The organism is Parafrankia sp. EUN1f (assembly GCF_000177675.1).
In the GTDB taxonomy this organism is placed as follows: domain Bacteria; phylum Actinomycetota; class Actinomycetes; order Frankiales; family Frankiaceae; genus Parafrankia.
The window spans coordinates 41624-61644 of the sequence record NZ_ADGX01000045.1; the positions used below are offsets into that span (position 1 = coordinate 41624).

General features: G+C 72.3%; 14 protein-coding genes and 2 pseudogenes. 2 read left to right on the forward strand and 14 right to left on the reverse strand.

What is annotated here, in order from left to right:
* From FREUN1FDRAFT_RS39850 to FREUN1FDRAFT_RS15680, 9 genes and pseudogenes are all read right to left on the reverse strand, one after another.
* Positions 1-618 (reverse strand): PadR family transcriptional regulator, encoded by a 618-nt coding sequence (locus FREUN1FDRAFT_RS39850; protein WP_157474813.1) that lies wholly within the window; start codon positions 616-618, stop codon positions 1-3.
* A 411-nt stretch (positions 619-1029) separates the two neighbouring features.
* A complete protein-coding gene (locus FREUN1FDRAFT_RS15645) occupies positions 1030-1503 on the reverse strand; it encodes a protein-tyrosine phosphatase family protein (RefSeq protein ID WP_006541072.1) in 474 nt (157 codons plus the stop codon).
* A 1-nt stretch (position 1504) separates the two neighbouring features.
* The gene (locus tag FREUN1FDRAFT_RS15650) at positions 1505-2161 is read right to left on the reverse strand and encodes a cytochrome b/b6 domain-containing protein (protein WP_006541073.1); all 657 of its coding nucleotides are present in this window, start codon (positions 2159-2161) and stop codon (positions 1505-1507) included.
* Positions 2148-2807 carry a molybdopterin-dependent oxidoreductase gene (locus FREUN1FDRAFT_RS15655; RefSeq protein ID WP_198144338.1) on the reverse strand — a complete coding sequence of 220 codons (660 nt, stop codon included), beginning with the start codon at positions 2805-2807 and terminating at the stop codon, positions 2148-2150. The genes FREUN1FDRAFT_RS15650 and FREUN1FDRAFT_RS15655 overlap by 14 nt, the downstream gene beginning before the upstream one ends.
* A gap of 282 nt (positions 2808-3089) precedes the next feature.
* Positions 3090-3908, reverse strand: coding sequence for a hypothetical protein (locus tag FREUN1FDRAFT_RS15660; RefSeq protein ID WP_006541075.1), 819 nt, complete (start codon positions 3906-3908; stop codon positions 3090-3092).
* Complete coding sequence (locus FREUN1FDRAFT_RS15665; RefSeq protein ID WP_006541076.1) at positions 3905-4927, reverse strand: ABC transporter ATP-binding protein; 1023 nt, start codon at positions 4925-4927, stop codon at positions 3905-3907. Before FREUN1FDRAFT_RS15665 ends, FREUN1FDRAFT_RS15660 begins: the two co-directional genes overlap by 4 nt.
* Positions 4928-5053: 126 nt before the next feature.
* On the reverse strand, positions 5054-5701 hold the full coding sequence (locus FREUN1FDRAFT_RS15670) for a response regulator transcription factor (RefSeq protein WP_006541077.1): 648 nt from the start codon (positions 5699-5701) through the stop codon (positions 5054-5056).
* An 859-nt stretch (positions 5702-6560) separates the two neighbouring features.
* A pseudogene (locus tag FREUN1FDRAFT_RS48040) lies at positions 6561-7370 on the reverse strand (histidine kinase); the annotation flags it as partial.
* A 166-nt stretch (positions 7371-7536) separates the two neighbouring features.
* Positions 7537-8277 (reverse strand): hypothetical protein, encoded by a 741-nt coding sequence (locus tag FREUN1FDRAFT_RS15680; protein WP_006541079.1) that lies wholly within the window; start codon positions 8275-8277, stop codon positions 7537-7539.
* A gap of 271 nt (positions 8278-8548) precedes the next feature.
* Between FREUN1FDRAFT_RS15680 and FREUN1FDRAFT_RS15685 the strand changes: the two genes are divergently transcribed.
* Positions 8549-9085 carry a hypothetical protein gene (locus FREUN1FDRAFT_RS15685; protein ID WP_006541080.1) on the forward strand — a complete coding sequence of 179 codons (537 nt, stop codon included), beginning with the start codon at positions 8549-8551 and terminating at the stop codon, positions 9083-9085.
* A gap of 110 nt (positions 9086-9195) precedes the next feature.
* Here the strand turns inward: FREUN1FDRAFT_RS15685 and FREUN1FDRAFT_RS15690 are convergent, their stop codons facing one another.
* From FREUN1FDRAFT_RS15690 to FREUN1FDRAFT_RS15700, 3 genes are all read right to left on the reverse strand, one after another.
* Complete coding sequence (locus tag FREUN1FDRAFT_RS15690) at positions 9196-10146, reverse strand: acyl-ACP desaturase (RefSeq protein WP_006541081.1); 951 nt, start codon at positions 10144-10146, stop codon at positions 9196-9198.
* Between the two features lie 248 nt (positions 10147-10394).
* Positions 10395-11066: a dTMP kinase gene (locus tag FREUN1FDRAFT_RS15695; RefSeq protein ID WP_006541082.1), complete on the reverse strand. Its 672-nt coding sequence runs from the start codon at positions 11064-11066 to the stop codon at positions 10395-10397.
* A 330-nt stretch (positions 11067-11396) separates the two neighbouring features.
* Positions 11397-12827: an amidohydrolase family protein gene (locus FREUN1FDRAFT_RS15700; RefSeq protein ID WP_006541083.1), complete on the reverse strand. Its 1431-nt coding sequence runs from the start codon at positions 12825-12827 to the stop codon at positions 11397-11399.
* A gap of 512 nt (positions 12828-13339) precedes the next feature.
* Here FREUN1FDRAFT_RS15700 and FREUN1FDRAFT_RS15705 point away from each other — a divergent pair.
* On the forward strand, positions 13340-16723 hold the full coding sequence (locus tag FREUN1FDRAFT_RS15705) for a pyruvate carboxylase (protein ID WP_006541084.1): 3384 nt from the start codon (positions 13340-13342) through the stop codon (positions 16721-16723).
* Between the two features lie 226 nt (positions 16724-16949).
* On the opposite strand, the gene FREUN1FDRAFT_RS15710 is transcribed toward FREUN1FDRAFT_RS15705, so the two are convergent.
* Together FREUN1FDRAFT_RS15710 and FREUN1FDRAFT_RS15715 are read right to left on the reverse strand one after the other, a co-directional pair.
* A complete protein-coding gene (locus FREUN1FDRAFT_RS15710) occupies positions 16950-18434 on the reverse strand; it encodes a bifunctional glycosyltransferase family 2/GtrA family protein (RefSeq protein WP_157474815.1) in 1485 nt (494 codons plus the stop codon).
* A gap of 297 nt (positions 18435-18731) precedes the next feature.
* A pseudogene (locus tag FREUN1FDRAFT_RS15715) lies at positions 18732-20021 on the reverse strand (glycosyl transferase); the annotation flags it as partial.

A 20021-nucleotide genomic window follows, 5' to 3' on the forward strand; every position in this document is an offset into this window, starting at 1 on the left:
TCACAATCTCCCCGAAAGTCGTTCCTCGACCAGGTCGAGCCAGCGCAGCTCGGCCTGCAGGTGCAGGACGGAGGCCTCGCGCAGCAGATCGCCGAGGCCGACAGGCAGGTCTGTTCGACCGCCGGTGCCGCCGGTGCCGCCGGTGGTGTTGGTGCTGGTGGCACGGGTGTCGTCGGTGTTGGCGGCCTCGTTCAGGCCGCCGGGGTCGCGGGACTGGCCGGCCGGGCGTTTCGTCGCCCGCAGGTCGGCCAGCGTGCGCAGGGCCTGGATGCAGCGCATCCGGTGCTCGGCGACGGCTGGGGCGATCGTCCCGTCGGTGATCAGGCCCGCGACCAGCTTCAGCACGATGTCGCTCTTGCCCACGGGCAGCTCGGACGGATCAGCCAGCCAGCCGCGCAGCGCCTTGCGGCCGACCTCGGTGAGCTCGTAGATCTTGCGATCGGGCCCGTCCGCGTTGGCCTCGACGTGATGGACGACCGAACCGTCACGTTCGAGCCGGGTCAGGGTCACGTAGATCTGGCCGACGTTGACCGGTGGCGCCACGTCACCGAACAGCTCGTCATGGGCTCGTTTGAGCTCGTAGCCGTGCGCGGGCCCGCGGTCGAGCAGGGCAAGCATCAGGAACCTCACGAGGCGCCGTGCGACGTCCAGCCGGTCTGCATAACGGTTATGTATAACGGCTAGGTAGTGACTGTCAACGATCAGCCCGTCTGGGTGACCGTCGGCCCGCGTCGGACGCGGGCCGACGGTCACCCAGAGGTGATCGAAAGCTGGCCGGGTGGCGCTGGAGCGGTGCCTCGGCGGTTCCCTGCCGCCGGCCAGCGCCGCACGGCACCAGCAATTCACCATAAAAGGGTGCAAAAGGGGGCGCAGATTCGCCTGGCGACCCGCAAGAAAGAAGGATTTTGGTCGTCGGAACGACCAAAATCGTTCACTCTTGCGACTCGCCAAACCGGGCTACCGGGCTACCAGGCGCTCGGGCTCTCGGAGGTCCCGCGCTCGTGGAGTGCGAACCTCCCTGCCCACCGACTAGAGATCTTGATCGGCGTCGATCTGTGGCAGGCGGAATGTGGCGACCCATCTGCGCTGCCAGGGGGTCTCGACCGCCCGGGGGTGGTGGTTTTCCCGGGTCCAGGTGATGGCGGTGGCGGGGTCCAGGCCGGTCAGCACGGCGAGGCAGGCGATGACCGTGCCGGTGCGTCCGACGCCGCCGCCGCACGCGACCTCGACCGCCGAGCCGGCGGGCTGCGCACGTTCGTGCAGCGTGTGGATGTGCCGGATGGCCTCGTCGCGATCACGGGGCAGCCCGAAGTCGGGCCAGTCGATCCACTGGCGCGCCCAGGTCAGCGCGTCGTCGTGCCGACGGCGCAGCCGCGGTGAGCCCAGGTAGAGACCGAAGTCGGGTGATCGTCCGTCCGGGCGGGGGTGGCGCAGGCCGCGCCCGCGGACCCAGGTGCCGTCGGGCAGTTCGATGGCGCCGGTGAGGGTGGGAACGCTCGGCATTTCAGGCCTGCGACCCGCCGTCGGCCCCGCTGCCGGCCCCGCCGTCGGGCCCCGTGAGCCAGGCGGGATGTTCGCGCAGTGCCCAGGGGAGTGGGACCATCCCGGTGCGCATGCCGACCAGCGCGACCGGGTCGCGCGAGGCCATCCACAGATGGCCGCAGACCCCGGCGAACAGGCCGAGCGCGAGCAGGTCGTGAACGAAGGTGGCGCCGGTGCGGTAGGAGACGGGGATGGCGCCGGGGCCGCCGAACTCCATGATCAGGCCGGTGCCCAGCATGACGAGTACGGCACCCGCGACGAACGCGGCGTACAGCTTCTGGCCGGCGTTGAACTTGCCGACGGCCGCGCGGTCCCGGCGGCGCGGGCGGGTCCGCAGCCAGGCCCAGTCGCCGGCGGTGAACCGGTCGAGCGCGGCGACGTCCCGGCGGTACGCGGCGGAGACGGCGGCGGCGAGCATCGGCAGCGGCAACGCGAGCCCGGCGTACAGGTGGACGGTCGCCACGATCTGCCGGCGGCCCACCAGCGTCGCCAGCGGGCCGAGATACAGCACGGCCGCCGTCGCCAGGCAAACACCGGTCAGTACCGCGGTGGACCAGTGCGTGGCCCGGCTCGCCCGGCCGAACCGCCGTACCAGAGGTGGTTCGTCAGACGGGCTCATCGTCGCGCCCGTTCGACTGGCCGATCCAGGCGTCGACGTCGTAGCCGCGCTGCTCCCAGTAGCCCGGGGCGACCGCGTCGACCAGCTCGATCTCACCCAGCCACTTGATCGACTTGTAGCCGTACATCGGTGCCACGTAGAGGCGCACCGGCCCGCCGTGGTCGTGGGTGACCGGGCCGCCCAGCATCGTGAGGGCCACCAGGACCTCGGGATGGCGAGCCTGCTCCAGGGTGAGGCTCTCGTCGTAGGCGCCGTCGAACGAGCGGAAGGTCAGCGCGGTGGCCGCGGGCGTGGGGCCGGCGGCGTCGAGCAGCGCCGCGAGGCGCACACCCGTCCAGCGGACGTCGGGGACGCGCCAGCCCGTTACACACTGGAAGTCGCGTACGAGTTCGGTCTGCGGCAGCCGGGAGAGATCGTCCAGGGTGAGCCGCAGCGGGCGATCGACCAGCCCGTGCACGGTCAGCACGTAGTCCGCGGCCGTCATGGTCGGGACATGGCTGACCACCGAGTAGTAGCGGAAGCCGCTGGACGGGAGCAGGCCGGTCAGTCCGGTCGGGTCGTTCTCGCGCAGCGGGGCGACGAAGCGGTCGGTGCCGCGCTGCACGTCGGCGCCCACGAAGACGCCGAGCGCGCCGAGACCGAGCATGGCGAAGACCACCCGCCGCCCCACCGGAGTTCCCTCGGCCACGATCCCAGTGAACACCTATGGCCTTGGTCAGGATCTCGGGGGCAGGTTCCGGCCGTGGAGCGGCAACGACGCAGAACCACGTGACGGTCAGCAAGAAGTGAGGATCTCGGTCGCTGCGGCAGCCGAAATCCTCACTTCCTGCTTAGAAGCAGCGGCGCGTGGCGGCCGCTCAGCGTGGCGGCCGCTCAGCGTGGCGGCCGCTCAGGGTGGCGGCCGCTCAGGGTGGCGGGTTCGTCCGGCTCAGGCCGTCACGTCGCGGCGTCGCAGGCTGACCGACGCGAACACCAGGGCGGCCACCGCGTAGCCGAGCCCGGCGAGCAGCGCCGGCGTGTAGGACGCGTCCGGCACACCGCCGCGCCCCACCGCGTCGAAGACGAGACCGGGCAGGACGGACGTCGCGGTGCCCCACGAGTCCTGCACGATGTGCTCGAGGGGGAAGGTCCAGGCGATGCCGACGACCAGCGCCGCGGTCGTCGAGCGCAGCGCGATGCCCAGCGCCGTGCCCGCGATCGCGAAGAACGCCGCGGCGAGCAGCGCGTTCAGGTAGGCGGTGGCGACCTCGCCGAGCGCGGTGGCCGTCCACCATTCGCCGGTGTCGATGTCGCGCACGGCGGCCAGCACCGTCGAGGCGACCAGGCTCAGCACGAGCGCGAGGAACAGCGCGATCGCGACCGTCCAGAGCATGATGCCGAGTCGCCCGACCAGCCAGCTCAACCGCCGGGGCTCCTTCAGGAACAGGCTCCGCACCGTGCCCTGGCTGAACTCGGCGGTCATGCTGACCGTGAAGAGCACGAAGACGAGCAGCCCGATGAACGTCGTGCCGCCCCGGAAGCCCAGGACCAGGCCCTGCGCCGTCTCGAGCTGCGGAATCGAGATCGACAGGCCCGGCTGGCCCGGGCTCGGCGGGGTGAAGGTGTCGTCGGCCAGCACGATCGCCAGCACCGTGGGCAGCACGGTGAGCAGCGTGACGGCGGCCATGGACAGGGCCACCCCCGGACGCTGCAGCTTGACGAGCTCGGCGCGGTAGGCGCGGACGGTGGCCTGCAGTGCCGCGCTCACTGGGCACCCCCGGCGGTGACCTCGACCAGATCCCGGTAACGATCCTCCAGGCTGGCCTGCCGCCAGGTCATCTCCACCAGAGTGATCCCGTTCGCGTGCGCGGCCCGGTTGACCGCGGCGAGGGCCGGCTCGGGCGCCGGCCGCGCGTCGCCCGCCGGGTCTGTTCCCGTGGCAGGCCTGATCTCGACGAGGACCCGGTCACCGGCCCGTTCGCAGGGCAGGCCCAGGCCCGCGACCAGGTCCGCCAGCATGCCCAGCGCGTCGGGGCTCTCGGGCCGCAGCTCGACCCGGCTTCCGGAGGAGGCCATGAAGCTGGCGGTCGGGCCCTGGTAGGCGAGCCGGCCCTTCTCCAGCACGATGAGCCAGTCACAGATCTGCTCGATCTCGGCGAGCAGGTGGGACGAGACCAGTACCGTGCGCGCCCGATGCCGTTCGCCGGGCGGCGCCTCGGCCAGTGATCGCACGAGGTCGCGCATCTGCCGGATGCCGGCGGGGTCCAGGCCGTTCGTCGGCTCGTCGAGCACCAGCAGGTCGGGGTCGGACAGCAGGGCGGCTCCGATTCCGAGCCTCTGCTTCATCCCGAGCGAGTAGGTGCGGTAGGCGTCGTCGGCCCGCCCCGCCAGCCCCACCTGGTCGAGGACGTCGTCGGCGATGGCCGGGTCCTGCCCGGCGAGGACGGCCAGCGAGTGCAGGTTGCGCCGCCCGGACAGCCCTGGGTACAGCGCGGGGCCCTCGATCAGCGCCCCGCATCGCGGGAGGAAGTCCTCGGGCGCCCGCAGCGGCTCGCCCAGCACGGTGCCGTCACCCGCGGTCGGCCGGACGAGGCCGAGCAGCATGCGCAGCGTGGTTGTCTTGCCCGCCCCGTTGGGGCCGACGAACCCGGCGACGACCCCGGCCGGAACGGTGATGTCGAGATTCTGGACGACGGTGCGGCGGCCGTACCGTTTCGTCAGGCCGCGCACGTCGATCGCCGGTGGGCCGGTCACCTGCCCGGTCCGGATGGTGGTGGCTGCTGTCATGGCGCTCAGCCTGGTCGTCACCGGTTGTCATGTCGTCCGTCGAAAATCGTCATCGGTCTGCGCAGAGTGGCGGGCCGGTACCTACGCTTGCGGGAGTAGTCGCCGGGGCGCCTGCGCTGGGCGGCCTCAGCCCGCGAGCCCGGCCTGGTTGGCGAGCACGGCGAGCTGGGCGCGGTCACGGGCGGCGAGCTTGATCATCACCCTGCTGACGTGGGTTCGCGCGGTCGCCGGGCTGATGACGAGGTGGGCCGCGATCTCGTCGTTGGACAGGCCCATGCCCACGAGGCCCATGACCTCGCGTTCCCGGCCGGTGAGGCCGCTGAGATCCACCGCGGCCGGGGCACTGGGCCGCCGGGCGAACGCCTCGATGACCCGGCGGGTGACGGTGGGGGACAGCAGCGACTCGCCGGCGGCCACCACCCGGATGGCCCGCAGCAGGTCCGCGGGCTCGGCGTCCTTCAGGACGAAGCCGGAGGCCCCGTTGCGCAGCGCCTCGAAGACGTACTCGTCCAGCTCGAACGTGGTGACGATGACGACCCGGGTGGCTGCCAGCGCAGGGTCGGCGGTGATCTCCCGCAGCGCCGCCAGCCCGTCCAGGCCCGGCATCCGGATGTCGAGCAGGGCGACATCCGGGCTGACCCGGCGCACGAGGTCGAGCGCGGCCAGGCCGTTCTCCGCCTCGCCGACGAGCTCGAGGTCTGCCTCCGTCTCGATCAGGACCTTCAGCCCGAGGCGGATGAGCGGCTGGTCGTCGGCGATCACCACTCGGATCATCCGGCGGTCCCGGCTCGGTCGGCCTGTGCCTGTGCCTGTGCCAGTGGCTGTGGTTGCGGCCGCGCCTGCGGCTGCGGTTGTGGTTGCGCGGCTCCCAGCGCGGTCCGCGCGGCGATCGGCAGCTCGGTGCGTACGCACCAGCCTCCCGCCGGGCGTGGCCCGGCGGTGAAGGCTCCGCCCAGTTCCGCGACGCGCTCGCGCAACCCCGAAGGCCGTGTCCGTCTGTGGCCGGAGTCGTCGCCGGGTCCGGCGCATCCGCGGCTTGCGTGGGCGTGTCGACGATCTCGATGCGCAGCCGGATGTCGGTCGCGTGCAGGGCGACCCTGACCTCGGCGGCACCGGCATGGCGCAGCACGTTGGTCAGCGACTCCTGCACGATCCGATAGGCGGCGAGATCTACCTCGGCGGGCAGGCCGTCGAGGTCCCCCTTGGTGGTCAGGTCCACGGCGGTTCCGCAGAGCCGGACCTCGGAGATCAGGCCCGGCAGCCGGCTCAGGCCGGTCTGGGGCGTCCGGGGCGCACCGCGACCGCCGTCCGCCGCCCGGTCGTCCGCCTCCGGGCCGCCTGCCGCTGGACCGTCTGCCGCCGGGCCGTCCGCCGCCCGGCTGTCCGCCTGGCCGTCCGCCGCGCGGCCGTTCGGCACCGGCTCGCCGCCCGCCGGGTAGCTGCTCGGACCCGCGTGCCCATCCGGCCCGGCGGAGGTGGGCGCGGTGCCGGCGTTCGCCTCGCCGTGAGCGGCGGGTGTTCCGCCGGGCGTGTCGAGGCGCAGGCCGGGGGCGCGGCCGTCGCCTGCGCGGGTGATCGCGAGCGTGGCGCGCAGCTCGTTCAGCGCGTCGACGCTGGTGCGGCGGATGGCTTCGAGGGCAACCTGGGCCTGTTCCGGCCGCCGGTCGAGCACGTGCAGCGCGACCGCCGCGTGCAGCGAGATGATCGACAGGCCGTGGCCGACGACGTCATGGACCTCGCGGGCCATCCGCAGGCGCTCCTGTTCGACCCGCCGGCGGGTCTGTTCCTCCTTGGCCCGCGCCGACGCGATCCGGCTCAGCCGGATGAGGGCCCCCAGCATCGCCGGGATCACGGCGACCGCGAGCATCCCGGCACACGCGAAGGCGAGCTCCCAGCCACCGCCGACGTAGCCGCGGAGGTGGGCCACCACGGTGGCCGTCAGCAGAACCGCCGCGGTTCCCTTCGCCGCCCGGCGAGCGGTACGGGTCGGGGCCTGCACGCTGAGCGTGAAGCTCGCGATGACGACCACGATGACCGCGGGCCCATGTGGATAACCGATCGCGGTGTAGACGCCGATGACGAGTACCTCGGCGACGAACAGTGCCAGCGGCTTGTACCTGCGAAGGGGGAACAGGCCGGTCGCCAGGACGAGCAGGGCGTAGGCGGCGCTGTCCAGCTCGCGGCCGGGTGGGATCTGCCCCTGGGCCGCGTTGCGTGACCCGGCCAGGAAGACAACGCCGAGGATCACCGTGGGCAGGACGTCGGCCATCACCACCGTCGCGACGCGGCGGACGGTCGCGGAGGGGATGCGCGCGAGCAGGCCGGCAGGCGGACAGCTGCGAACGTCGCAGACGCCCGTGCTCTCCTCGATCCCGGCCCACTTCCCGAGGCCCGCGACGAGCTGGCTGACCCTCGGCTGGACCCGACGACTGGTCCGCTGCATCGTTCCGACGGTAACCGGCGGCGGTCCGGAAGGGCATCCGTCCCGAGGCGTAGACCGGGATACCGCAACGGACGTACCGCGTCCGGCGCAGGGCGGGAGCGCGAACGGCCAGCGGTGGCCAGCGTCAGTGGTGGCCAGCGTCAATGGTGGCCAGCGTCAATGGTGGTCAGTGGCGGGCGGGCTCGCGCTGCTCGAAGCGCAGGCGCAGGCCTTCGGGGGTTGCGACAGCGTCGGCGAGACGGGTCCCGCGGGGAAAGGACGGCAGGATCACCACCGGCTCGGCGAAGACCGCCGTGTTCGCGGAGGTCATCAGCTCACCCGGCAGCCGCTGGTTCCCCAGGACGATCTCGTCCGGCAGCAGGGCGAGGCGGCCGTCCCGGACCAGGGGGATGCCGATGATCCGGATGGCCAGCGTGCGGTTGCCCAGGTCGATCTCGGTGCCGATGGACAGTCGCTCGTCGCCGCCGTAGGTGATGTCCGTCCACCGCGCCTCGGGTGGGGACATCCTGGCCGGGTCGCCGTCGAAGACGGGCCCGCAGGAGTCGCCGAAGACCCCCAGATAGCCGCCGAACAGGGACATCAGCGCGTAGGCCGGGTCGTCCCAGGTGTTGCCGGCGGCATCGCAACCGCGTCGCAACCGTCGCAGCTCGCCGTAGGACGCCGTCGCGCTGACCTCGAGGACTGCCTGGCGCCCGGTGGCCGCGTGCAGCAGATAGGGGAACCGCGGCGGCCGGACCCGCACCGTCGCGTCCAGCGCTCCGAGACGTCCGCTCAGCCGGCGGTTGGCGCGGCGGACCGCGAGCCGCGCGGCCAGCCGGTCGACCGCCGCACCGGCGAGCGTGCCACCGATCACGGCAAGGGAGATGGACGGGGCGGCTGGACGCGGCCTGGCGGCGGACGGCGGCATGGCGGCTCCTCGGGGATCCGTACTGGAGGCCCAGGTGCTCGTGTTCGTCTGGATCAGGTTCACAGCGGGCGCTGTCGACGTCCCTCCAACGAGACAGCGCCCAGCTGTGAACCGGATACGAGATGAAACTGAATTACCTGTGCACTCACTGGTACGTCGCGGTGCCGTGTGAAACCTCACGCGAAAGCTTCGGCCCGTCCTGCCTCCACCCGGCCAACCCGGGTGGACATACCGGACCGAGGGCCGCGGCCGCTCGGATCAGCCGCAGCCGATGAGGCAGCTTGGGAGCGTCACGGGCGGCAGCCGCAGGTCGAGGCCCGGCGCCTGGGTGTTCCCGGCGCGTGGCCTGGCCGTCGTGGCCCTTGGCCGCGTGCTGCTCGGCCGGGTGGTCGTCGCGGACTGTGAGCGCACTGTGGTGGTGCCGGCGCTGTCGGCCGCGTCGCTGTCGCCGCCCTCGGACGATGTCTGCCCGGCGGTGCCCTTCCCCGCCGGCCGGGTGCTGGAACTGGGCGTTGTGGTCGGGGTGGCCGGGGTGCGGCTGTCGCCGGCCCCGGTGGGGGAGGTCGGTGCGGCGGTGCGGCAGGCCGGTGCGGAGGCAGCCGTCCCAGAGCTGGCCGCGCCGGATCGACATTCCTCGGCCACGGCCGAGGAGCCGCCGCCGCCCGAGCCCTTCTGCCCGACCATGAAGGCGGCCACGAGCGCGATCACCGCCAGCGCCCCGGTAATCAGCTGGGACCTGGGGATCGGTCGCGCGGACCCGCGATGTGTGCTCACTTCGGTCCGTCCGTTTCGTGCGTGGTGGCGGTGAGCACCGGGCGGTCCCGCCACTCACGCCACGGACACTACGGACATCGGGGAGCAGTTACGACAGGGGCCCCTGTTTCCCTCGTTCCGCCCTCCGGGTGGGTGTGTGCCGGCTCAGCCGGCGGCGACCGGCGTGGGCTGCTGTGCCTCGCGGGCGGCCCGGCGGGCCGCTGCGGCGGCCTTCTTCTCCGTCTGGCGGGTGGCGAGCGCGTCGAGGCCGCTCATGAAGACGCCGATGTCCGCCTGTGCCTTCGCGGCGTCGCCCGACAGACCCTCGAGGCTGAGCAGCTTCCAGTGCCGCAGGATGGGAGCGACCACGTCGTCGTGATGGATCCGCAGGTCGTAGATGCCGGACTGGGCGATGTAGCGGGCCTTGCGGCCGAAGTCCCGGATGCCGGTGCCGGGCATCTCGAACTTCATCAGCTCGTCCCGGATGATCGGCAGCAGGCGCTCCGGGGCCAGCTCCAGGGCCGCGGCGACCAGGTTCCGGTAGAAGATCATGTGGAGGTTCTCGTCCGCGGCGACGCGGGTGAGCAGCCTCTCGGCGAAGGGCTCGCCGGTGACGCGCCCGGTGTTGCGGTGGCTGACCCGGGTCGCCAGCTCCTGGAACGACACGTAGGTCATCGCCTCCAGCGCGGTCTTCGCCCCGGAGTCGTAGCCGCGCTGCATCTGCAGCATCCGGTCGCGCTCCAGCGTCACGGGGTCGACCGCGCGGGTCACCAGGAGATAGTCCCGCATGGCCATCGCGTGGCGGCCCTCTTCGGCGGTCCAGCGGCCGACCCACGTCCCCCATGCGCCGTCCCGCCCGAACGCGACCGCGATCTCGCGGTGATAGCTGGGCAGGTTGTCCTCGGTGAGGAGGTTGACCTCGAAGGCCATCTGGGCCGCCTCGGAGAGCACGGACTGCTCCGGGGCCCACGGCGTCGTGTCGAAGTCACGGCCCTGGCTCCACGGGACGTACTCGTGTGGCATCCACTCCGCCGCGATGCTCAGATGCCGGTTGACGTTCGCTTCCGCGACCGGCTCAAGTTCGCGCAACAGGTCGATGTCCGTAGGGGATCCCATAGATGAACTCTGACATCGCTCCATGATTGATGGCCATGGCCACCCGGAGTGGAATCCGAACCTAAAACTGTCTCCAGGGAACAGTTTTCATGGGCTACCTTCCGGCCGGTCAGGGGACTTCTGCCCGCGCGGGACAACTCGCGGCCCGCGTTGGGGTAACCCGCGCCGTGCCGCGGTGACCGTGCCGGGCTGGGGACGGCTACGCGGTCCCCGGTCCCCGGTCACCGGGGGCTGGGGGCTGGGGACCGCTAGAGCGACTGCGACGACTGGAGCGTCCGCGCCGACCCGGACAGCAGTGCGTCCAGGACGGCCTCGGCCCCGGTCGCCCGGTCCGCGACGATCCAGGGGGCGACCCAGCCGTCCGCCGCCAGGTGGCGGTAGATGCCGGCGCAGCGTTCCTGGAGCCCCTCGTCGCGCTCGAACGTGTCCAGCGCGCGGGTGGCGTCGCCGGCGGCGCGCTGGCGGGCCGCCGCGCGGGCCGTTTCCACCGGGACGTCCAGCAGCACCTGGAGATCCGGCCGCGGCAGGCGCAGGGCGGTCAGCTCCAGCTCGGCGATCCAGGCCAGGAAGTCAGGCCGCTCGTCGGCGGGCAGGCGGGCGGCACCGTACGCGGCGTTGGAAGCCAGGTAGCGGTCGACGAGGAGGACGTCGTGCTCGGCCGCGCGGGCGGCGAGCTCGGGCAGCGCGTTCGCCCGGTCGAGGGCGAACAGCAGGGCCGTGGCCCGGGCCGACCCCGCAACCCCGGCGAGGCGCTCGTCGCCGTCGAGCATCGCCCGGACGGCGGTGCCGAGCGGCCCGGCCGTGTAGCGGGGGAAGGAGAAGGTCGCGGCGGTGCGCCCGGCCGCGGTCAGGGCCTCGACGAGACGGGAGGTGAGGGTGTGCTTTCCCGCACCGTCGACGCCCTCGATCGCGACGATCATCGTGCTGCCGCCCGCGGACCGGCGAATGCCCGCCGCTGCTCGATCCTGCTCATAGGGCCGTCAGCCTATGGCAACTCGCCGCGGGGGTCGGGCCGGTCTGCTCGGCCACGATGCCACCCGCGGGCTCGGCTGATGCTGCTTCCGGACAAGATCTGAGAATTATGGTCGTCGGGACGACGGAGATCCTCAACGCTTCGAATCGCGGCTTCCGGCTGCCGCCGCGGCGGCCACTGCTACCTGACAAGGCCTGAGGACTTTGGTTGCCAGAACGACCAAAATCCTCAACCCTTCGCCCTCCTCCCGGAAAAGGAGCTACTGAGGCGCCGAACACTAGTGCGGCTGCGGCTGCGGCTGGGGCTCGACCGGCGACGCCGCGGTCTCCGGCGCTCCGGTCTCCGGCGCCGCGATCTCCACCGTCGCGGACGCGGCTGCCGCGGTTGGCGCGACCGCCGGGAGGCGCGAGGCGGTGACCGCCGCGGTCTCCCGGCCCGGCTCGTCCAGCCGGTAGACGCGGCGGGCGTTCCCGGCGCCGATCATCTCCGCCAGCCGGGTGGCGTCCTGCTCGGTCCAGTCGCCGTCGGCGATCCCGTCCGCCAGCACGGTCGACAGGGCTCGGCGGAACAGCAGCGAGCCGAGCAGGTAGAGCTCGCCGAGCCCGAACGCGTCGGTGGAGAACAGGAACCTGCTGAACGGGACCAGCTCAAGCGCCTCGCCGAGCAGCACCGGCGCCCGGCGCCCGAGGTTCTGGAGGGCGAGCCCGACGTCCATGTGCACGGTGGGCAGGATCTGGGCCAGGTAGCCGGCCTCGCGGTGGTAGGGGTAGCAGTGCAGGAGCATCACCGGCACCCCGGTCGGTGCGAGCGCCCGCAGCAGGCCGGTGAGCAGCAGCGGGTTGCAGCGGTCGAGGTCGAGATCGGCGTCGCCGTAGCCGACGTGGATCTGGATGGGCAGACCGGCGTCCACCCCGGTCCAGATCAGGAAGGCGTGCAGCAGCGGGTTCGCCAGCCGGATGGGCACTCCCCGCCGGATCAGGGCCATCCACTCCCGCACGGCGGCGGTGACCTCACGGTCGGTCGGCCGGGCCGCCGGCAGCGCGAGGCCGACCCGGTAGGCGGCGACGGACTTCAGCCCCACGGTTGTCGGGCTCGCCCCGGCGATCCGCTCGCGGATGGTGTCGGCGAAGTGGTTGACGCCGAGCTGGCCGGTGACGATGTCGACCGCCAGGGTCTCGGCGAGCCGTTCGAGCCGCAGGATGTCGTGGCCTGCCGCGCCGCAGGCGACGGCGAGCTCACCCGCTGACATCAGCGGCTCCGGCAGGTAGCCGGCGTCGACGCAGAAGGCGCCGATCCCGGCCGCGCGCACGAACCGTCGGTTGACCTCCTCCACACCGAGCTCCCCGCGGCGCGCCAGATAGTCCTCGGGACTGCTGTGCGGGGCGAGGTCGAGGACGGGAGCGCACCAGCGCCGCACGGCGAAGCCGACATGACTGTCGAAGAGCGTGGTGCCGGCCGGGGCGGGCTCGTCGGACTCGGTGAGCATGCGCTCGAAGTCCGGACGGCTGAGGTCGCGGGTGAGCAGCCCGTGGCAGTGATGGTCCACCAGGGAGAGGTTCTCCACGAAGGGCAGCACCTCATGATCATGCCCGGTTCTGGGGAGGGCACACTCCCAGACTGTGGATAACTTGTGGATGACCGCGGTCCGCCTGGGGATATCAGCGCCCGGAGGAGTGGTCTGCCCCTGCTGGCCGGGGGTTTCCGACATCGGCACCTGTGGATGGCCGCCCGCCGGGACGACCGCGTCGCGGCTGCGGCGCGGGTACGGCGCGGCTGCGGGGGTGGGTGGGTACGGGGGTGGGTACGGGGCGGCTGCGGCGCGGGTACCGGGGCGGGAACGGCGTGGCTGCGGGGCGGGCGTCGGCGAGCGTGGGGCGCGCCGAGCCGGAGCGTCACCGATGTTTGACATGTTTCCTGTCGCCTTGTCGGCGGACGCATGCTCGTCGAGCCCGGGGTGACGCGGCCGGACGGCGGGCCCGGGCGGTCGGCGGGCCGTTTCGGGGTCGGTCTGTGGGCGGCGTGGGAACCCCTGTTGTTCCGTAGTTGTGGCATCTTCGCAGGCGAGGGGGTATCCATACCGGGTCGGCGGGGTGGTGCCGCGTTCCAGGCGACGAAATGTATGTCACTAATCTTGGCGCTCGCCGGCGAAACAGTCGAAAATCGACGGACCCCCTCGGTCCGTGCGGGACGTTCCGGGGCACATTCCATGAGGAGCCGCGCGTGCGCAAGGTGCTTGTGGCAAACCGCAGTGAGATCGCGGTCCGGGTGTTCCGGGCCGCGTATGAGCTCGGGCTGCGCACCGTCGCGGTCTACACCCCGGAGGACGTGGCGGCGCTGCACCGGACGAAGGCGTCCGAGGCGTACGAGCTGTGCGAGCCGGGTCATCCCGTACGGGGATATCTGGACATAGACGCGCTGCTGCGGGTCGCGAAGATCGCCGATGCGGACACGCTGCATCCGGGCTATGGGTTCCTGTCGGAGTCGGCGGTGCTCGCCGAGGCGTGCGCGGCGGCCGGTGTCACGTTCGTCGGCCCGCCGCCGGCGGTCCTGCGGTTGACCGGTGACAAGGTGGCGGCGCGCAACGCGGCGATCGCGGCGGGCCTTCCGGTGCTGCGGGCCTCGGAGCCGCTGCCGGACGGCACGGGCTTCGCGGCGGCGGCCGAGGCGGTCGGCTTTCCGCTGTTCGTGAAGGCGTCCGGTGGCGGCGGTGGGCGCGGTCTGCGCCGGGTCGAGCGGCCCGAGGACCTGGCCGACGCGGTGACAAGCGCGTCGCGCGAGGCGGCGGCGGCCTTCGGCGACGGGACGGTGTTCCTGGAGCAGGCCGTGGACCGGCCCCGCCACGTCGAGGTGCAGATCCTCGCCGACAGCTACGGCAACGTGATCCACCTGTTCGAGCGGGACTGCTCGGTGCAGCGCCGGCACCAGAAGGTCGTGGAGATCGCACCCGCGCCGGCGCTGGACTCCGGTGTGCGCGACGCGCTGTGTGACGCGGCGGTGCGCTTCGCCCGGCACGTGGGCTACGTCAACGCCGGCACCGTGGAGTTCCTGGTCGGCGCGGACGGCACGTTCACCTTCATGGAGATGAACCCGCGCATCCAGGTGGAGCACACGGTGACCGAGGAGGTCACCGGGGTCGACATCGTCGGTGCGCAGCTGCGGATCGCGGCCGGGGAGAGCCTGGCCGATCTGAACCTGTCGCAGGAGTCCGTCTCGCTGCGGGGGACGGCGATCCAGTGCCGGGTGACCACGGAGGACCCCTCCGACGGATTCCGGCCCGACACCGGAACGATCACCTTCTACCAGTCGCCGGGCGGGCCCGGAGTACGCCTGGACGGTGCCACCTATCCGGGTGCGGAGGTCAGCCCGTACTTCGATTCGCTGCTGGTCAAACTGACCGCGCGTGGCGCGACGCTGGAGAAGGCGTCGCGGCGGGCCCGCCGTGCCCTGAAGGAGTTCAGGGTGCGCGGAGTACGGACCAACATCGAGTTTCTCACCAGCCTGCTGGCCGATCCCGACTTCCTGGCCGGTGGGGTGACGACGTCCTTCATCGACGAGCGGCCGGGGCTGCTGAGCGCTGCCGATGACAGCGACGCGACCAGCCGCATGCTGGCCCGCCTCGCCGAGAGCACGGTGAACGGCCACGCCCGGCCCGCGGGCGGCGCGCTGACGGACCCGCGCACCATGCTGCCGCCGCTGTCCGCCGACACCCCGGCCTCGGGGTCGCGGCAGCGCCTCGTCGCCCTCGGCCCGGCCGGCTGGGCCGCCGATCTGCGGGCCCGCACCGAGCTCGCGGTCACCGACACCACGTTGCGCGACGCGCACCAGTCGCTGCTGGCGACCCGGCTGCGCAGCTTCGACATCCTGGCCGCCGCCCCGGTGTTCGCCGAGGCGACACCGGGCCTGCTGAGCCTGGAGTGCTGGGGCGGGGCCACCTACGACGTGGCGCTGCGCTTCCTGTCCGAGGACCCGTGGGAGCGCCTCGCCGCCCTGCGCGCGGCGGTGCCGAACATCTGCCTGCAGATGCTGCTGCGCGGCCGCAACGCCGTCGGCTACACCCCCTACCCGGACGACGTCGTGCGCGCGTTCGTCGCGGAGGCCGCCGCGACCGGCCTCGACATCTTCCGGATCTTCGACGCGCTCAACGACATCGAGCAGATGCGCCCCGCGATCGAGGCCGTCCTGGAGACCGGCACGGCCCTCGCCGAAGGCACCCTGTGCTACACGGGCGACCTCACCAACCCCGGTGAGCGGATCTACACCCTCGACTACTACCTGCGCCTCGCGGAGCAGCTCGTCGACGCCGGCGTGCACCTGCTCGCCATCAAGGACATGGCCGGGCTGCTGCGCCCCGCCGCCGCGAGCCAGCTCGTCACCGCGCTGCGGGAACGGTTCGACCTGCCCGTCCACCTGCACACCCACGACACCGCCGGCGGGCAGCTCGCCACCCTGCTGGCCGCGTCCGCGGCCGGGGTCGACGCGGTCGACGCCGCCGCCGCGCCGATGTCCGGTGGCACCAGCCAGCCGAACCTGTCCGCGCTCGTCGCCGCCACCGACCACACCGACCGGGCGACCGGCATCCCGCTGGCGGCCCTGTCCGCGATGGAGGCGTACTGGGAGGCGGTCCGTGACCTGTATGTGCCGTTCGAGGCCGGGCTGCGCGCACCGACCGGCGCGGTGTACCGGCACGAGATCCCCGGCGGTCAGCTGACCAACCTGCGCCAGCAGGCCATCTCCCTGGGCCTCGGTGACCGCTGGACCGAGGTCACCGAGTGCTACGCCGTCGCCAACGAGCTGCTCGGCAAGCCCATCAAGGTCACCCCCACCTCCAAGGTCGTCGGCGACCTCGCCCTTTACATCGCCGGCGGCTCCGTCGACGTCGACCGGCTGCGTGACCACCCCGAGGAGTACGACCTGCCCGCGAGCGTCCTGGGCTACCTCGCCGGGGAGCTGGGCACCCCGCCCGCCGGGTTCGCCGAGCCGTTCCGCGAGCGTGCGCTGGCCGGGCGCCACCCCGAACCGCCGGCCGCCACCCTCGCCCCCGACGACGCCGCCGCCATCGCCGATCCGGGCGCCGGCCGGCGCGCCGCCCTGTCCCGGCTGCTGTTCCCCGGCCCGTGGAAGGACTACACCCAGGCCGTCGCCGCCTACGGTGACTCCTCCGTCATCCCCACCGAGGCGTTCCTGTTCGGCCTGCAGCCCGGCCGCCCCGCCCACGTCTTCCTCGAACCCGGCGTCGAGATCATCGTCGAGCTCGAAACCATCGGGGAGCCTGACGACGCCGGCATGCGCACCCTGTACCTGCGGGTCAACGGCCAGCCCCGGCCCGTCCGGGTCCGGGACAAGTCGATCACCACCACCGCCGCCGCGGCCCGGCGCACCGACCCGAACAACCCCGGCCACGTCGGCGCCGGCCTGCCCGGCATCGTCACGTTCGCCGTCGCCGTCGGCGACACCGTCGAGAAGGGCCAGAAGCTCGCCGTCATCGAGGCCATGAAGATGGAAGCCGCCGTCACCAGCCCCGCCGCCGGCACCGTCACCGAGCTCGTACGCACCAGCGGCGAGTCCGTCGAGGTCGGCGACCTGCTGCTGGTACTGGCCTCCTGAGTTCCTGACACACGTAGCAAGATCCCGAGAAGTGGCGGATCCGGACCGTCGACTTCGAGGGGCGCGTGGGGTGGGGTTGCGAATCCGCAAGATCTGAGGATTGCGGTCGTTCCAACGACCGCAATCCTCAGGTTTTGTCAGCAGACAGCCCCACCGGCACCGCTCCGTCAGGCGATGCCGGTGGTCAGGGGCCATGCGGTGCCTGTCGGTGAGGCGTGCCTGCCGGTCAGGCGGTTCCGCCGTGCCGGGCGCGGGCGCGGCGGCGCAGCCGGGACGGATGGAACACCCAGGCACGCAGGAGCAGGAACCGGATCACGGTTGACGCCAGGTTCGCGAGCACGAGCACGGTCAGCTCGGGGAGCCGGCCGGGGTCGTCGCTGACGGCGTGCAGGGCCGCCAGCGAGCCGCTGGTCAACGCGAGACCGATCGCGAAGACGAACAGGCCCTGCAGATGGTGGCGGCCCGCGTCGTCACGCCCACTGACGCCGAAGGTGAGCCGGCGGTTCGCCGCCGTGTTCGCGATCGCCGTCACCAGCAGCGCGATTAGGTTCGCCGCCTGGGCGCCGGTGGCTCCGTGCAGCAGCAGGAACAGCAGCAGATAGGCCAGCGTGCTGGCGACACCCACGCCGGTGAAGCGCACCAGCTGCCGGGTCAGCCCCGCCGGGACGCCGGGCACGGGCCCGCCCGCGCCGCGTGGACCCGCGGCGGCGACCGCGGCCGTCCCTGCCCCGGCTCCCGCCCCCGGGCCCAGGCTGGCCCCGTTTCCCGCAACCATCGAGGCTCCGTTCAGTGGCGCGCGCCCGAACTCGCGGCGCAGCTCGGCGATCGGCAGCGCCCCGGTGCCGAGCGCGCGGGCGAGCCGGGCGACGCCCAACAGATCGGCCATCGCGGTCGCGACGACGTCCACCCGGCTGTCCGGGTCGTCGACCCAGTCGACCGGAACCTCGTGGATGCGCAGCCCACTGCGCTGCGCGATGACCAGCATCTCGGTGTCGAAGAACCAACCGCTGTCCTCGACGAGCGGCAGCAGGCTCCCGGCGACATCGGCGCGGATCGCCTTGAAACCGCACTGGGCGTCGGTGAACCGGACGGCGAGCGTGCCGCGCAGCAGCAGGTTGTAGCAGCGGGAGATCACCTCGCGCTTCGGCCCGCGCACCACCCGGGACGAGCGGGCGAGCCGGGTCCCGATCGCGAGATCCGAATGCCCGGAGATCAGCGGGGCGACCAGGGGGAGCAGCGCGGCCAGGTCGGTCGAGAGGTCGACGTCCATGTAGGCAAGGACGGGGGCGACCGAGATGCCCCAGGCGGCGCGCAGTGCCCGGCCGCGCCCCTTGACGTCGAGGTGGATCACCGAGACCTCGGGGAGCTCGGCCTCCATCGCGTACGCGATCGCCAGCGTCCGGTCCGTGCTGGCATTGTCGGCGACCGTGATCTGGAAAGGGTATGGAAATGTCGTCCGCAGATGTGTGTGCAGTCGGGCTATGCAGGGAGCCAGGTCGTTTTCCTCGTTGTAGACGGGAATGACGACGTCGAGTACCGGACGATCCGTGAAAAGTCGTTCGCTCCGGGGCCTGGGTACCAGATCGGTGCCGCCCGGCGGCGCGGTGCTTCGCGCCGGTTCGGTGAAGAAGCCTCGCTGTGCGTCGACCGGCTGGTCTGCGCGGTGGGCTGTTTCCGAGCGGCTCCCCGGTTCCCTGTATCGCGCCGGCATTGCGGCGTCCGTCCTGGTCGCTCTGGTGCCGCCGGTCCAGGCATCCGTGGTCATGCCCTCACTGTCGAGGGCCGGGCTGTGCCGGCCGTGTGGCAGTGCTGTGCGCTCGCTGTGAGCCCGCTCCGCAACCTTTCGAAAAGGGGAACGAAAAGGAAACACGACGCTGATCCTTTTCTATCTCGCGGGGCATGGAGATCCCGGCTGGGGGTCGGTCGGGACGGTGGTGGCCGGATGGTCCACGAGGGAACCATCCGGCCACCTGCTGAGCCTTTTTCAGGTCTGCTGGATTAGTCCGGATCAGGTGTTTGAGCTGCCCGAGGAACTCCCCGACGCGGAGGACGTCGCCGAGGTCGACGCGGTCAGGTCGTAGAGCGTGACGTTGTCGACGGTGGTGGCGGTGAAGTTCTCCTGCACCCAGGCGGCGATCTCGCTGGATGCCTGGCTGCCACCGCTCTGCCCGCCGAACCCGCCGCCACCGATGAAGTAGTGGATGCGGCCGTCCGCGACGTACTGCTTGAACTGCTCAAGCGTCGGGGACGGGTCGCTGCCGTTGAAGCCGCCGATCGCCATCACCGGGTCGCCGGTGGCGAGCTGGTAGCCGGCCGCGTTGTTCGACCCGACGGACGCGGCCACCCAGGTGTACGACGATGCGTCCTGCTCCAGCAGCGCGAGGATCTCGTCGCTGGGATCGGTGGCCCCCAACAGGCCACCCATGCCGCCGCCGCCCATACCGCCGACACCGCCGCCGAAGCCGCCCGTCGTGCCGCCGCCCGGGAAGCCCCCGGTGCCGCCGCCGGGGAGGGTGCCCTGGCCCTGGCCGGTGCCGTTCTGGCCACCGCCGTTCTGGCCCGTGCCGCCCGGGAAGCCCCCGGTGCCGCCGGGGAAGGTGCCCTGGCCGGTGCCGTTCTGGCCGCCACCGAAGGCGGTACCACCCCGGCCGCCGCCTCCGCCTGGGAAGCCTCCGCCCATGCCGCCGAATCCGCCGCTCCCGCTCGGCCCGGCCGACGGGATCGAACCGGTGTGAGGCACCGCCGCGGTCGCCATCGAATACCCCAGCGGGCCGAGCAGCGCGGCGACCAGGGCCGTGGTCACGACCGCCAGCCGGGCGGCGCGGGGCAGCCAGCGGAAGACCACGAAGAGCAGCGCCGCGGCGAAGCCGATGATCAGCACCGCCCAGCGGATCCACGGATGCCAGTCGGGAGTGCGGTTCAGCAGGACGTAGGACCAGATCGCCGTCAGCGTCAGCGTGCCGGCCAGGGTGGCCGTGGCGAGCGGGTGCTCCCGCCGGCGCCACAGAACCGCGGCGCCCATGCCGACGAGCGCGCCGACGGCCGGCGCGAGCGCCACCGTGTAGTAGGCGTGGAAGATGCCCTTCATCCGGCTGAACACGATCATGGTGATCAGCAGCCAGCCGCCCCAGACCACGAACGCCGCGCGGGCCGGATCCGTCCGGGCTGCCCGCCTGGTCACCCACAGGCCCGCGACCAGCAGGACGAGCGCGGTCGGGATCAGCCAGGAGATCTGGGTACCGATCTCCGAGCCGAACATCCGGCCCCAGCCGGTGGAGCCCCACATGCCGCCACCGCC